Origin of the sequence: Novipirellula galeiformis (genome assembly GCF_007860095.1) — a bacterium.
Taxonomy (GTDB): domain Bacteria; phylum Planctomycetota; class Planctomycetia; order Pirellulales; family Pirellulaceae; genus Novipirellula; species Novipirellula galeiformis.
Map to the genome: position 1 here is coordinate 686,777 of NZ_SJPT01000001.1, position 13,277 is coordinate 700,053.

A 13,277-nucleotide genomic window follows, 5' to 3' on the forward strand; every position below is an offset into this window, starting at 1 on the left:
TGGACCGGCATGGGAACCCACCGAATTGCCCTGCCCTGCTCTCCCCTGCCCCGTTTCGCTTTGGATGTCGTGCGGATCATCATTTGATCGAAGTGAGTCGTTGAGAGTGTAATGCTCTCCCCGAAAATCTCGTCGAAAAATTCAATTTACGCCCTTCCCCGGCGCTGGCCAGGAAAGTGCGGTGACGATTCGTTGCTACTGCGCTACTTTCGCAACAGACTTTTGGGGATGAGCTCGCCATCGTCGGCGAACCAGCGAAGCACTCGTCGGCGAGGTCCGTTCAGGGCGCTCTCGCGAACGTGAGCTTTCCAAAGAATGTCGCCGGGGCCCTCGGAGGTTTCGCCGTCTTTGATGACCTCTCCATTTTGCAGCAAGTAGATACCGACGTCGCGCAGGAAGTTTTCGACTTCGGCAGCGTCGTAATCTTGCGGTCGAAAGCAGCCTTCCACATCGGGGATGTCAAGTTGGACGTGCCCCACCGTGTCCATCACCGACCATTGCGGGTCGACTTCAAAGAAACGCATGTTGGCCCACAATTCGACGGGCGGCAGCGAATGTTCGACCGAGAACTCGGCGCATTCGGTGAGCACGTTGAGGTCGCAGAGGGCTTCGCCGCCAGGGTTGAAGTAACAGATCGCTTCGGGCAATTCCAACAGCATCCCGACCACTTCGGTCATGAACGCGAGTTCATTGTACGGATCGTAGTTCTCGGGCAGGTTCGGAGGCGTGGCTTTGCCGTCGAGCGCGTAGCTACAGCGAACGCGTATAAACGCTTGGTGCAATTTGGTCGCTGTTCTTCCCGCTTCCCAGTTCCATGATTGTTGCGTCGCGCGCTGCAGGGATTCGGGGGCCGTGAACGGACCGAATTGGCCTTCTTGATACGCTCGGGCGATCCGGCTCGGGTCTGCCGCGGTCGTCGGGTCATCCGGCCACAGTTGGTCGACCACATCGACCACGACTTTTCCCTCGTCTTGGTCATCGATATCCAACTGGATCGACGGGCCGCAGGTGAAGACATCCGCGGCCGCAGGTTGGGGATCCGAAGGAGAGAAATCGCCAAGAATTGTGGCGACGGACTCGATGGAGACCGCTTCGCGCATCAGCACGACAAATGTTTGTGTGTAAAAGCCTTTGGACATTCCCAGTCTCTGTTTATCAGATAGGTATTCGATATTGAGCGGGGATTCTATCAGAAACGATGGGAATTGGGCGTAGGCCACCGTTAAACGTGCGGTCGCTTGAATTTCACTGCCGCGAGCGGAAATCGTTTTTTTGCGAAGCTGGGGCAGCCGGAGATTCGTCATAACCGGTTCAACTCAATCCGAATTGCGGGGGGGAGGGTGGAAGTCTTCAAATTATGGCCGCAATATTCCGATTTCTTTCGCGAAGTCGGCATAGCGTTTAATTGCCTAATCACTCTCTCTCGCTCGTCTGCTTTTCTACTGAATTAGCTCACCCGACAAAGACAGTCCGATCGCAAGTTTCGGGACGCAAAGTCATGGGGCGTTTTGTGAATCGCGAGACCATGGTGAATGTGACGAGAGCGTCAATTGGGTTCTACAAAGTGATGCCTTTTATGAGAACAGAACGATGATGCGATTTGCACAGACCATGATCGGGGGGATTCTCTTGCTAACGCTCTCTTTGGCGGCGAATAGTTATGCCGAGGAGGTGGCAATTTCTAAGATCGAAGAAGACTGGGAGATGGTGCTCAACGAACCCGACCCTGCCCGTCACTCGCCACAAGTCACTTTTTTCACCACTCCCACGAATGATCCAAACCGTTACTTTCAGCTGCAGTTCAATCACGCGGTCGACGCCGATTTTTCCGGCGGCGGTTTTCGAGTCGCCGCGGTTGAGAATGACCAAGTCCTGAGCAGTGCTCGGAGCGAGACGCGGGCCGCGTTGGCCGCCGACGATGATCGTGTTCGCTGGACCAGCGTCCTGGCAGCGGTCGAGGGGGGGACTCTATTTGCAATTAAGAACGGGCACTCCAACCAGTGGGGAGAGTTCGGAGGTCCTGAGTTTCTAGTCCGAATGAATTCCGACGCTTTGTCAGGGCTGTCTCAGTACCATCCGCAGAAAAGCTTGGATGCGGTGGATATCGGATTGGGAGCAAATCGAGTGGATTCCATCACGCTAATCGAAGTACGTGTTTTCTACGTGGACGGGACCGTCATTCCGGTGCCAGTGAACCGGCATCCCTAGTGCGGTTTGTCATCTTGCTTGCCACTCTCAAATCGTAATTCCTCAATCACTGTGAAATCAGGGAGGTCTGCTCATGCAACCTTTACAATCCAAGCGACATGTTTCGTTGAAAACGGGAGGGAAGGTCACCCCGCCTCGTCGCCGAATGCCAGCACGCAGACGTCGCGGCGCTGCGGCAGTGTTCGGCTTGATTTTGACTGTAAGCCTGGTGGCCTTGATGGCCGTCACGATTGATATGGGGCACATTCGCGTCGCTGAAGCCGAGTTGCAGCGATCCGCTGACGCTTCGGCAATGGCCGCATGTTGGGAACTGTTTGATCAACAAGTTTCGGGAGCCTCCGAAGGTGCGATGCAAGCCAGTGCAAGGCAAGCCGCCAATAGCATCGCGAGCCGGAACTTTGTCGGCCAACAGGCCCCTGAATTTTCATCGGGGGATGTCGAGCTTGGAACCTACTCGCCCGATCAAGCTTGGAGCACATCCGATCCGTCTAGTTACAACGCAGCTCGGGTCACGTTGCGATTGCAAGGTGGTGGCAACGGCGAGCTGCCGCTGTTTTTTGGTGACGTGACCGGACGGCAAAGCCAATCGCTGCATGCCACGGCAACCGCCGCGATGTTTAATTCTATCTCGGGGTTCAACGAGCCAGGCACGAGTGACGAAACGATTGATATTCTACCGTTTGCACTTGATCTTCCGAGCTGGCTCGCCGTGCTTGCGGGCGCTACCGATGACAGTTTTGCGTTCAGCAATGGGTCGGTCCATTCCGGTTCCGATGGGCTTTGCGAAACCAATCTTTATCCCCAAGGCACGGGATCGCCCGGTAACCGCGGAACGGTTGATATCGGTGGCAGCAACAACAGCACCAAGGATTTGTCACGTCAAATTCTGCATGGGATTTCCAAGCAAGATTTCATCGACTTGGGCAAGCCGCTCAAATTCGACTCCAATGGGGAGCTAAAGCTCAACGGTGATACGGGGATCAGTGCCGGGGTCAAAGATGAGCTGGCCTCGATCATTGGTAAGGTTCGCATCATCCCGATTTACACCACCGTTACCGGCAACGGAAACAATGCGATGTACACGATCGTGAGGTTCGAAGGCGTACGAATTTTGGAGGTCAAGCTAACCGGCAAAATGTCGCAGAAGCGTGTCATCATCCAACCTGCCAAAGCGGTGGCACGCCACGCGATCGTGGATTCCTCCGCAGTTACGCATAGTTCGTATCTATACACTCCCGTGATGTTGGTTCAGTGACACTCGTTCAGAAAATCTACGAATCATGATTCACAAAACTTACCGACGAAAGAAAAAGGCGACACGGCTGGCGGCATCCGCAGTCGAGTTCGCCTTGGTCGCACCGTTGATGATCGCCTTTACGTTCGGCTTGGTCGAACTGGGGCGAATGATGTTGGTCAAACAAACGGCCACGCATGCGACGCGCGAAGGGGCGCGAATCGCAGTGCGTCCGACGGCAACGACAAGCGAGGTCGTCGACCGAGTGAATGACGAACTAGCCTTGATGGGGATTCAAAACGCGACCGTTGTAACCGTCCCGGCTTCGATCCAGACGTCAACGCCCAGTGGCATTGTCACCGTTCGCGTTGCGATTGACATTTCATCGATCACCTGGGTCCCAGGGTTTTTAAATCTGGACGCGACCCAGATCGTTGCCGAGTCATCAATGCGTCGCGAGAGCACGAACTAGCGCATTTTTATCTTTGATGTCGCTACCGTCACCAGACGGTGGACCACGTTCTGGCGAACGTAGCTACGTTTTTTTTAACCTGCGTCATTTCTCAAATGGCTCTAATGCAATTGTGTTAGCTCACATCTTGCATCTCACATCTTTCCGGCTGCCCACAGCGTGCCTTTGACGATCGTGTCGAGGTAAACCGCATCTTCGAACGTCTCGTTCGAGTGGCCATAGGTGGTGCCAAAGACGCGTGCCTTGCCATATTGGTTTGTCCAGAAAACCGGGTGAGCTTGGTCGCTCTTTTCACTCTTGCTGGTCGCGAGTACCGTGGTGTTGGGCCATGTCTTTTCGATCACATACAACTCGTCCATGGCTGTTTTGTAGCCGGCGGGGAACCCTTTCATGATCGCGTGTTCGGCGGCAACCACGTCGACGGCGTAATGGCTTTGGTGTTCATGGCGGCGGCTGGTGACGCCTAGGAATTCTCGCCAATCATCAATCTTGGCATCGCGATACGTGTGCATCGCACAGTGGATCACGACCGCGTTGGTTCCGGCGTGATGCGACTTCGTAATGCTGCGGATGTAGTCGGGGTTGGTCGTCGCAGCAAAGCATTCATTGTGGATCACGACATCGAAGCCTGCGGACCATTGTGGGTTTTGGTAGAGCTCGATTTCGGCATCGGTCCCATTGCCACCGTCGTTCACGACGGTCCAATTCGCGGCGATGCCTCGTGCTTTAAAGGCCAGTTGCATGGACTTGGTTTGAAAGTCGTAATCGTGGCAACAACCTCCCGTGACAAGCAGTATCTTGATCGACGTCTCGGAGTCGGGTTCGGCGGCGGTTGCGGGGAATGGGGCGACCGTCAATTGTGTCGCGAGACAAAGCAAGAGCGAAAGGATGGGCGTTTTCAAGGCAAAGGCTCCGGGGAAGCGAAAAAAAAGGACGGATTAGAAATCCGTCCTGATGTTATCGAGGTGGTGTGCATGAGACCGGCCGAGCCGCGAAACTCTCACAGCGGCGGTGCATTGCTCATCTCAAATTCGATGCTAGAAACGATCGTCGATTTCGACCGTTTCCATAACTTTGGTGTTGCGCTCGACCGCGATGACGGTCGTGCGTTGGCGAAGTCCATCGCGGCTCTCGCACGTCACGGGAAGCACTTGGCGTTTGTCGGGCAGTTCCATGCGGACGGTGAAGGAGCCATCGGTTTGAAGTTTGACCGGGCGGCCGGCGATATTGACCGATGCCGTGGGGGTGGTTTTTCCAAACACAATCAATTCCGCGTCGACCTGGAAGGGCAGCTTCGATTGCCGGAGCATGCTGGGGTCTGCCACCGTTTGTCCTTGCGAACCACGGCTCGGCATGGGGCGGTGAAGACGCTCCTCGAAAACGGCTTTGAGGTCGCCACCGTCTTGATCGTAACCACCGCTAAGCGAATAAAATCGCTCGTAATCTTCTGCGATGTCGCTCCAGTGCTCGTCCAAGCGTTCGCATTCACCCGGACGCGGTGTCTCGACAATGTTACTGCGGCAAATCGTGTAGAATTCTCCAAAATCGGCGAGGTAGCCGATGATGACGCGGAAGCGAGATGGGGGCTCGTCCACGTCGATGTACCAGTTGTTGACACCGCCGTGAATTGGGATGTCGCGGGCGACGCTCTCGGCTTGGTTGCTAGCAACATCGCCTACGGCCAGCACGCGCAGAATGGGTTTGGCGGAGTGCCAGCGTTCGGCCATCGCCGATTCGGCACGTTGCACGCTAGCTCGGGTGATTTCCCACGTCGCTTGCAACCAATACGAATCGCGAACGAGTAGAACGACGCGGTCTTGGTGCGTTTCGGTTGCACGGGTGCGGTTGGTTCCATTGGTGACCGCAGATCCACCCACGAGTGTTCCGGTCGAAATGTCGCGATGGCGATCCAGGGTTTCGCGACGGCGACGCATTTGAGCGCGAATGCGAGCCGTTTTGGCTGAAACCCGTTCCTTTTGCTCGGTTTGGTCGAGCACTTCGGCGCATCGTTGGGCGCTGACTGCAGCAGCGCGTGCTCGGGCCGCAGCAAGTTGAGCCCCTTTGTTAGCCGAGGCGGTCGCCTTGGATTTCGACTTCACCGTGCTCGTTCTCGCCGCTGGGGACGCCTTCTTGGACCCCTGGCTTTTCGCGGCGGGGGCCGATTTCTTAGCCTCCGCTTTTCGCCTTAGGCGTCGTTGAACTTTGGAGATTTCGCTCACTAGGTCATCTTTCCGCATGCTGTGCCAGCCAGATACACCGTAGCTTTTCGCTAACTCTGCGAGTTCGCGTCGTGTTTGCGCTTTAAGGTCTGCCGTTTTAATCACCCTGCATCTCCAAGCTGAAAGCCCAGTCGAATTCGAAATAGGCCGTTAGTATTGATTTCATCTCGACTCGCGTGACTCCACCCCAAAAGTGGTTGCGGTCGCTTTTCGTACTCAGTCGCTCTCCATGGCCGCTTCCGTGTCGGTCACTTTCGCAATCCGCCGCTGCTTGGAAACTGCGTTCAAATTCCTTGGTTTCGAACCACGCTAGAGTGTCGCAAAATAAGAATCGCAGCTTCTCGTAGGTGATTTCAGTACGGCGCTGCGGCCTTTTGACGCTGTAAAACCAGGTCGTTTCGCGGTTTTTTAGCGGGGGTCAGGATCCGCCTGCGAGGCCGCAACGGGGTAATCGTCACCTGAAACATTATGGCAAGGGGATGCGAGTAGTTCTAGATGCAGTCTGGTAAAAGAATCCGAATCGTTGGCAGGAATCTCGCATTTCCTAGGGGAATTGGAAAAATAGGTGCGTTTAACACAGTTTGCCCATGCTCCCTGGGTTTCGCACACCTCCCGGACTGTGTGTCGTCTCCGCGGTGTCGACCTGGATGGATTGGCTATTCAGGGGGGGGAGGGAGGTGCTTTGCTAAGCCCTCTCGGCGGCTTGGCGGCCCACGCCGAGTCGATCTTGGGGATGTCGTGCAGCGACGAGTCTCATTTTGCAACTCCACAGCGTGCGGGGCGTGTTTTGTCGGGGGGGACGCGGGGCCAGAGTGCGGGCGATTTTCTGAATTCGCATTTTGGGGTGCGGCGATCCGTCGCTGCCTCTAGATGTTCTTGATTCGCGAGTCAAACTGTGCACGTCGCAGTGACGCGGGACCAAGAATTGGGGACGCGGGACCAAAATTGGGATTGGGTCTGGGTAATGCATTGCGATCGCGTTTGACGCAATGGAATTTGACTCTCGCAGGAAACGGTTTGATGCCAAATCCAGTAGACGATCTTCCAGAGCCAAGCGTTCCAGAGCCAAACGATAGAGCAACCGCTACGGACGACGGTTCATCAGGCCCTGTTGAGAAACACCACGCGAGCGTTACGAATGCAGGCGAAGGTGTGGCTTGGATTGGGTTTGTTGGTTTAGGGATGGAGCTAGCGGGAGTGACGTTGCTGTTCGCGGGGATCGGTTATTGGATCGATTCTTGGCGAGGCCATGTGGTGATGTACGCAACGGCGTTGAGCACGATGGTCGGGTTTGGGTTTGCGATGGCACGTTTTATTGTCAAAGTATCCCGCAAACGCTCCCGATAGTCCGTGCATTGATTACAGTCGGTTGCTAATTGCCAATCATTTTAATTTCAAACGGAAACCAAGGCGTTTTGCCTTTTGCCCAAGACGTGACCGAACCGACATCCAACCGTTCAGCGAGAGCCACGCAAAACGTGACCGATTTGTATCGGGTTGCGTTTCGGTGGGTGTTGGCGGCTTGGGTTGTAGGGGTGGTAGTCACGGTTGGTTGGGTTGAGGTACAAGATTCCAGTCGCGTGGGTGACACCTTGTTTGTTGCTGCCATGAGTGGCGCGATTGCATTGGTGTCGATGTTGCCCGGTTTGTGTATTCGATGGGGGAAAGCGGTTCGGAGAAGACTGACGAGCGGGGCAAACTCGCCCGTCGCTGAGACGTCGTTGGATCAGTTCAGCGAATTTGCGTTTGCTTCAGGGATGGGGATGATCTTTCGGTTGTTTGGGACGGTTGCACTGTTTTTGTTCTGCCGTTATCAATTGGCCGAGACAAAGCAATGGGTGGCTGGCTTCACGATTGGCTGGTATGCCTTTTTGACCTTGGTCGAGGTGGGAGTGCTCGCTGGTAAGCGAGATCGGACTTTCACGCGACCGGAAGCTAGTGCGTCTGACACGGATGTGAGTTTGTTAGCAAAAAAATTGCCTGCCAAGGCAGGCGATGCTCCTTCACCTTTAGTAGACTCGTCCGTGTCCCTCTTTTCCTCGCTGCTACTTTTGAACAATTTGACTGCTCTGCATCCACGCTCGTTGGGTGTGTTGGAAGCGTAACGATTGTTGGTTGTGTTCACTAAATTTAAATTTGTCGCTCAAATACGATTTACCTGATGCCTTTGCTTGTTGCTTCTGCCGACCACAGCCCGATAACGCATGTGCTGCCGCACCGGTTGCACGAGAATCCGATCGTGCACGTTCCGGTTGGCGATGGGGATATTCCCGCGCTGCATGTGTTCGATGGGCGTTACGAGTTTTTCATCACCAATCATCTGATGATGAGTTTGGTCGGTGCCGTGACGGTGTTGTTGGTCTTCGCCCATGTCGCGAGTCGCGTGCGTGCAAAGGGGCAAGGGCTCGAGGCGTTTAAGACTCGCGGTCGTGTCGCTCAGTTGTTCGAGACGATGTGCTCGTTCATTCGTGACGAGGTTGCGCGGCCGAACTTGGGTCATTTGACCGACAAGTACATCTACTACATCTGGACCATCTTCTTCTTTGTCCTGTTCTGCAATGTGATTGGCTTGGTCCCGATTGGCTATATCCTTTATTCGTTCACGGGTAGCCAGTCGTTATCGCATTGGGGTGGAACGGCGACGGGCAATCTGTCGTTGAATGCTGTGTTAGCATTGGGAAGCTTTTTCGCGATCTTGTTTATCGGTATCCGAGAAACGGGCGTGAAAGCCTTCTTCTTGCACTTCAATCCAATTGGTTGGAATGACCCCAAGATGCTGTTGATCGGCATTCCGCTCTACGCTTTGGAGTGGCTTGGATTGATTATTAAGTGCGTGGTACTTGCGATGCGGCTTTTTGGAACGATGATGGCAGGCCACTTGGTGATCGCCGCGTTTGTTGGCCTCGTCTTCACTGCCGCTGAGTTTTCACATGCTCTTGGTTACGGTGTTGGCTTGTCGGTCATCGGCGGCGGCATTGTTCTTACCTTGCTCGAGTTGTTTATCTGCTTTTTGCAAGCGTTTATCTTTACCTTCTTGACGGTGTTGTTCATTGCGATGACTGCGGTTCATCATGACGAGCATCACGAAGAGGATCATTTGTTAAACGACGAAAACCAGATGGACATGGATAAGTTGATTGATCCAAAACGACTGGGGCCTTTGGTGCACGAGTAGTGTGCCTCCGCGATCCAGCCTTGATTCACTGAATATTGTTTGACCCTTTAACCAAAAACTGTCGGCGTCCAAGTTCATGGGCGCAGGCATTTCCCGTTCGAGAATTAGCTCAGGAGTTTATGAAAGATGTTTGATTTCGCGCTTGTTTTGGCCCAGGAAGCTCTTAACGTCGGCAAGATGGGTGTCGGTATCGGAATGGGCCTTGTCATTCTCGGCGCTGGCTTTGGTATTGGCCGCATCGGTAGTGCCGCTGTCGATGCAATCGCTCGTCAACCCGAAGCGAGCGGAGCGATCAGCACCCAGATGCTGATCTCGGCTGCACTTATCGAAGGTGCGACTGTGATTGCTTTGATTCTGATGCTGATCCTTAGCTAAATCCGCCTTTGGCAAAGATGAAACGATGGTTTTAAAATTGACTCGTTTATCGGTGTTGTGCTTGTTGGCGATGGGCGCGTTCTGTGTCTCGCCAGCTAGCAGCTATGCCGATGAAAAAGCGAAATCCGCAGTGGCGGCTGAGGCATCCGAATCGGATGACGCAACCGTATTGGTTGCCGCTAACTCGGAAGTGCACGACGAGGAAGACGTTGTGGGTGATCACGATCATCCTGCAGCGGCAGACGGACACGACTCGCATGCGAACACTCCGCCGTTGTTGTCATTCGACATTGGTTCGGCGGTTTGTAACATCGCGATTTTTCTTGGTGTGTTTGCAATCTTGTCCAAGTTTGTCTGGCCTCCCATCTTAAGTGGGTTGAAGGCACGCGAAGACAAGATCAGTGGCGACCTCGAAAATGCGGAGCGTATTAACGCTGAAGCACGGTCGTTGTTGAGTGACTATCAAACCAAGCTCGATGAAGCGGCAAACCAAGTGCAAGGCATGTTAGCCGAAGCACGGCGTGACGCCGAAACCAACGGCCAACGAATCGTTGCGGATGCGAAGGCGGAAGCCGAGCGGACGCGTGATCGTGCGGTCGCGGATATCGAGACGGCTAAGAAAGTGGCGTTGGCCGATTTGGCTGGTCAAACTTCGGACATGGCGATGCAGGTTGCCAAGTCAGTGGTCGGCCGCGAACTTCGTCCCGAAGACCATGCCGATTTGATTCGTCAATCGCTGGATCGACTTCCTAGTAATAACTAATGAATGGCTCGCGGTAAGGGCTTCTGCTCTTGCCGCTTGCTTGTGGAATCGAACCGCAAACGTGGCTCGGTTTATTGATAAAATGTTTCGTCCTTTCAACGCGTTTCCATCACGCCCTGACAACCCATGACCGAAGCCCCCAAACACGACACGGTTCTCGATACCGGCGCCGAGCAATTGGGCACTACCTATGCGCGAGCCTTAATCGCGGTGGCACAAAACGAAGGTGTCGCGGACCAGGTCGTCCAACAGTTGGGCCAGATGGTCGACGAGTACCTTTCGCAGAGCCCGCAACTCGCTGCGTCGTTCGCTTCGCCGCGAATTGATGCCAGCGAAAAGTGCCGGGTGCTTGATCGCATTTTTGGTGATGAATTTCACCCGACCTTGATCAAGTTCTTGAAAGTAATGGCAAACCGTGACCGCTTGGGTTACGTGGCTGCCGTGCGTCGTGCCTCGGAAACCCAATTGGACGAAATGCTCGGTCGCTTGGTTGCTACCGTGCGTACCGCGGTCCCGCTTGAAGATGCCATGCGAAGCCAGATTGCCGAACGGCTCTCCGCGGTGCTTCACCGCGAAGTTCGCTTGAAAGAATCGGTGGATCCCGACTTGATCGGTGGCATGGTGATCCGCATTGGCGATACGGTTTACGACAGCAGTGTTGTGAACCGCATCGACAAAATGCAAAAGAAGGCCAAGGCTGGATTCTCGAGTCAATTGCTCAAACGGTTCGACGAATTCGTGCAGGACAAGACTTGATTTCAACATCGCCTATGACTCGTTCATGGGCTGATCCCCTAGTATAAAAATTCCAATTCAAACGCCCCTATCGATTGATTAGCGTTACCCATGAAATTTAGTAGCGATGAAATCGCATCGGTCTTGCAACAAGAGATCGAGCAATTCGACAGTAAGATTGATGTTCGTGAAGTCGGCACCGTGTTGGAGGTGGGCGACGGTATCGCTCGCGTCTACGGTTTGTCGGGTGTCATGGCCGGTGAAATGGTCGAGTTCCCCAACGGTGCGATCGGGCTAGCGTTCAACCTCGAAGAAAACTCCGTCGGGGTCATCATCCTTGGTGACTACTTGACGATCGAAGAAGGCGACGAGGTCAAAGCACTCGGCACGCTGTTGTCCGTTCCTGCGGGCGACGCCGTGATGGGCCGCGTGCTCGATCCATTGGGGAACCCTCTGGACGGCAAAGGCCCCGTGCAAACCGATATCACTCGTCCTGTGGAAATCATCGCGACGGGCGTTTCGGAGCGTCAACCGGTAACCGAGCCGATGCAAACCGGCGTCAAAGCCATCGATGCGATGACCCCGATCGGTCGTGGTCAACGTGAATTGATCATTGGTGACCGTAAGACCGGAAAAACGGCCATCGCGATCGACGCGATCATCAACCAAAAAGGCAAAGGCGTGATGTGTTTCTACATCGCGGTTGGCCAAAAGGACTCGGCGGTTGCATCGATCGTCGAAGTGCTGCAGCAAAACGGGGCGATGGAATACACCTGTGTGATCGCTTCGGGTGCCAGCTCCCCTGCCCCGCTCCAGTACATCGCGCCGTACGCCGGAACCGCGATGGCCGAGCACTTCATGTTCAACGGTGGCCATGCCCTTGTGGTCTATGATGACTTGAGCAAGCAAGCCACGGCGTATCGCCAAATGAGTTTGTTGATGCGTCGCCCGCCGGGCCGCGAAGCTTACCCAGGGGACGTTTTCTACTGTCACAGTCGTCTGCTAGAGCGTTCGGCGAAATTGTCGGACGAACTTGGTGGCGGTTCGATCACCAGTTTGCCGATCATCGAAACGCTCGAAGGCGAAGTGTCCGCTTACATTCCGACGAACGTGATTTCGATCACTGACGGTCAAATTTACCTGCAACCCGACTTGTTCTTCGCCGGGATTCGTCCTGCGATGAACGCCGGTATTTCGGTCTCTCGCGTGGGTGGAGCCGCTCAGATCAAGGCGATGAAGAAAGTTGCCGGTGGTTTGCGCCTCGACTTGGCAGCGTTTCGTGCCTTGGAAGCATTCGCCCAACTCGGTACCGACCTTGATGCTGACACGCAAAGCCAATTGGATCGCGGATATCGCATGGTCGAGCTGCTCAAACAGCCTCAATACCAACCGATGTCGGTGACCGAACAAGTTTTGAGTTTGTTCGCAGGAACCCGCGGTTATTTGGACGATGTACCGATCAAGTCGGTCCCTCAGTGGGAAAAGGACTTCATCCAATTTGTCCACGACAAGCACAGCAAGCTGCTTAGCGATTTGGAGGCAAAGGGTGACCTGACCGACGAGATCACTGAGTCGATCATTGCCGTCATCAAAGAATTCAAGTCCGGCTACAAGCCAGTACAAGTGGAAGTGTAGTGCCTCCCTCGTGCGGTGGCCGGAGAAAGGTAAGGTTTCATGTCGAGCCCATTTCTGCCACCCGAGTCGAGTCACCAACAACCACCAATCGAACCGCCCGATTTTACTCCTAACAACGCCGATCGAAATTTAGCGTTGATTGCACATCTATCCGGATGTGCCGGGATTTTGGCGGGTGGTTTGATAGGGTTTATCGGCCCTTTGATTATTTACTTAACCCAAAAAGACAAGTCACCGTTTGCGGAGTTGCAAGCCAAAGAAGCACTCAATTTTCAGATCACGTTGCTGATTTTGAGTTTGGTTTGTGGAATTCTGTTCGTCGCCAGTTGTGGTGTTCTCTTTCCGATTGTGTTTGTGCCGATGGTGCTGCAAATCGTATTCGGAATTATCGCCGCACTGGCCGTACGCGACGGTCGAGCTTACCTATATCCGTTTAACCTCCGTTTGTTCCAGTAACGATC

At 54.4% G+C, this 13,277-nt stretch carries 14 protein-coding genes; 11 read left to right on the plus strand and 3 right to left on the minus strand.

The genetic code is table 11. From position 1 onward, the window contains the following. Positions 1-203: 203 nt before the first annotated feature. Complete coding sequence (locus tag Pla52o_RS02355) at positions 204-1,304, minus strand: DUF4261 domain-containing protein (protein ID WP_146592963.1); 1,101 nt, start codon at positions 1,302-1,304, stop codon at positions 204-206. Between the two features lie 286 nt (positions 1,305-1,590). Here Pla52o_RS02355 and Pla52o_RS02360 point away from each other — a divergent pair, with 286 nt between their 5' ends. From Pla52o_RS02360 to Pla52o_RS02370, 3 genes are all read left to right on the plus strand, one after another. Continuing rightward, positions 1,591-2,208 carry a hypothetical protein gene (locus tag Pla52o_RS02360; protein ID WP_146592964.1) on the plus strand — a complete coding sequence of 206 codons (618 nt, stop codon included), beginning with the start codon at positions 1,591-1,593 and terminating at the stop codon, positions 2,206-2,208. A gap of 73 nt (positions 2,209-2,281) precedes the next feature. Further along, a complete protein-coding gene (locus Pla52o_RS02365) occupies positions 2,282-3,463 on the plus strand; it encodes a TadG family pilus assembly protein (RefSeq protein ID WP_231612035.1) in 1,182 nt (393 codons plus the stop codon). A gap of 25 nt (positions 3,464-3,488) precedes the next feature. Further along, complete coding sequence (locus Pla52o_RS02370) at positions 3,489-3,914, plus strand: TadE family protein (protein ID WP_146592965.1); 426 nt, start codon at positions 3,489-3,491, stop codon at positions 3,912-3,914. Positions 3,915-4,048: 134 nt separating this feature from the next. Here the strand turns inward: Pla52o_RS02370 and Pla52o_RS02375 are convergent, their stop codons facing one another. Both Pla52o_RS02375 and Pla52o_RS02380 read right to left on the minus strand, forming a co-directional pair. Continuing rightward, positions 4,049-4,816, minus strand: coding sequence for a ThuA domain-containing protein (locus Pla52o_RS02375; protein WP_146592966.1), 768 nt, complete (start codon positions 4,814-4,816; stop codon positions 4,049-4,051). A gap of 135 nt (positions 4,817-4,951) precedes the next feature. After that, complete coding sequence (locus tag Pla52o_RS02380) at positions 4,952-6,238, minus strand: DUF4912 domain-containing protein (RefSeq protein WP_146592967.1); 1,287 nt, start codon at positions 6,236-6,238, stop codon at positions 4,952-4,954. Between the two features lie 915 nt (positions 6,239-7,153). Between Pla52o_RS02380 and Pla52o_RS02385 the strand changes: the two genes are divergently transcribed. From Pla52o_RS02385 to Pla52o_RS02420, 8 genes are all read left to right on the plus strand, one after another. Then, positions 7,154-7,480, plus strand: a complete 327-nt coding sequence (locus Pla52o_RS02385; RefSeq protein WP_146592968.1) for an AtpZ/AtpI family protein — start codon at positions 7,154-7,156, stop codon at positions 7,478-7,480. Positions 7,481-7,548: 68 nt separating this feature from the next. Beyond that, entirely contained in the window at positions 7,549-8,238 is a 690-nt protein-coding gene (locus Pla52o_RS02390) for a hypothetical protein (RefSeq protein WP_146592969.1), read from the plus strand. A 56-nt stretch (positions 8,239-8,294) separates the two neighbouring features. After that, a complete protein-coding gene (locus Pla52o_RS02395; RefSeq protein ID WP_197168950.1) occupies positions 8,295-9,308 on the plus strand; it encodes a F0F1 ATP synthase subunit A in 1,014 nt (337 codons plus the stop codon). A 126-nt stretch (positions 9,309-9,434) separates the two neighbouring features. After that, positions 9,435-9,683, plus strand: a complete 249-nt coding sequence (gene atpE / locus Pla52o_RS02400) for an ATP synthase F0 subunit C (RefSeq protein WP_146592971.1) — start codon at positions 9,435-9,437, stop codon at positions 9,681-9,683. 25 nt (positions 9,684-9,708) lie between these two features. Next, positions 9,709-10,446 (plus strand): F0F1 ATP synthase subunit B, encoded by a 738-nt coding sequence (atpF, locus tag Pla52o_RS02405; protein ID WP_146592972.1) that lies wholly within the window; start codon positions 9,709-9,711, stop codon positions 10,444-10,446. 126 nt (positions 10,447-10,572) lie between these two features. Next, positions 10,573-11,202 carry an ATP synthase F1 subunit delta gene (gene atpH, locus Pla52o_RS02410; protein ID WP_146592973.1) on the plus strand — a complete coding sequence of 210 codons (630 nt, stop codon included), beginning with the start codon at positions 10,573-10,575 and terminating at the stop codon, positions 11,200-11,202. Between the two features lie 90 nt (positions 11,203-11,292). Beyond that, the gene (gene atpA / locus Pla52o_RS02415) at positions 11,293-12,816 is read left to right on the plus strand and encodes a F0F1 ATP synthase subunit alpha (RefSeq protein WP_146592974.1); all 1,524 of its coding nucleotides are present in this window, start codon (positions 11,293-11,295) and stop codon (positions 12,814-12,816) included. Positions 12,817-12,855: 39 nt separating this feature from the next. Next, positions 12,856-13,272, plus strand: a complete 417-nt coding sequence (locus tag Pla52o_RS02420) for a DUF4870 domain-containing protein (RefSeq protein ID WP_146592975.1) — start codon at positions 12,856-12,858, stop codon at positions 13,270-13,272. Positions 13,273-13,277: the final 5 nt, after the last annotated feature.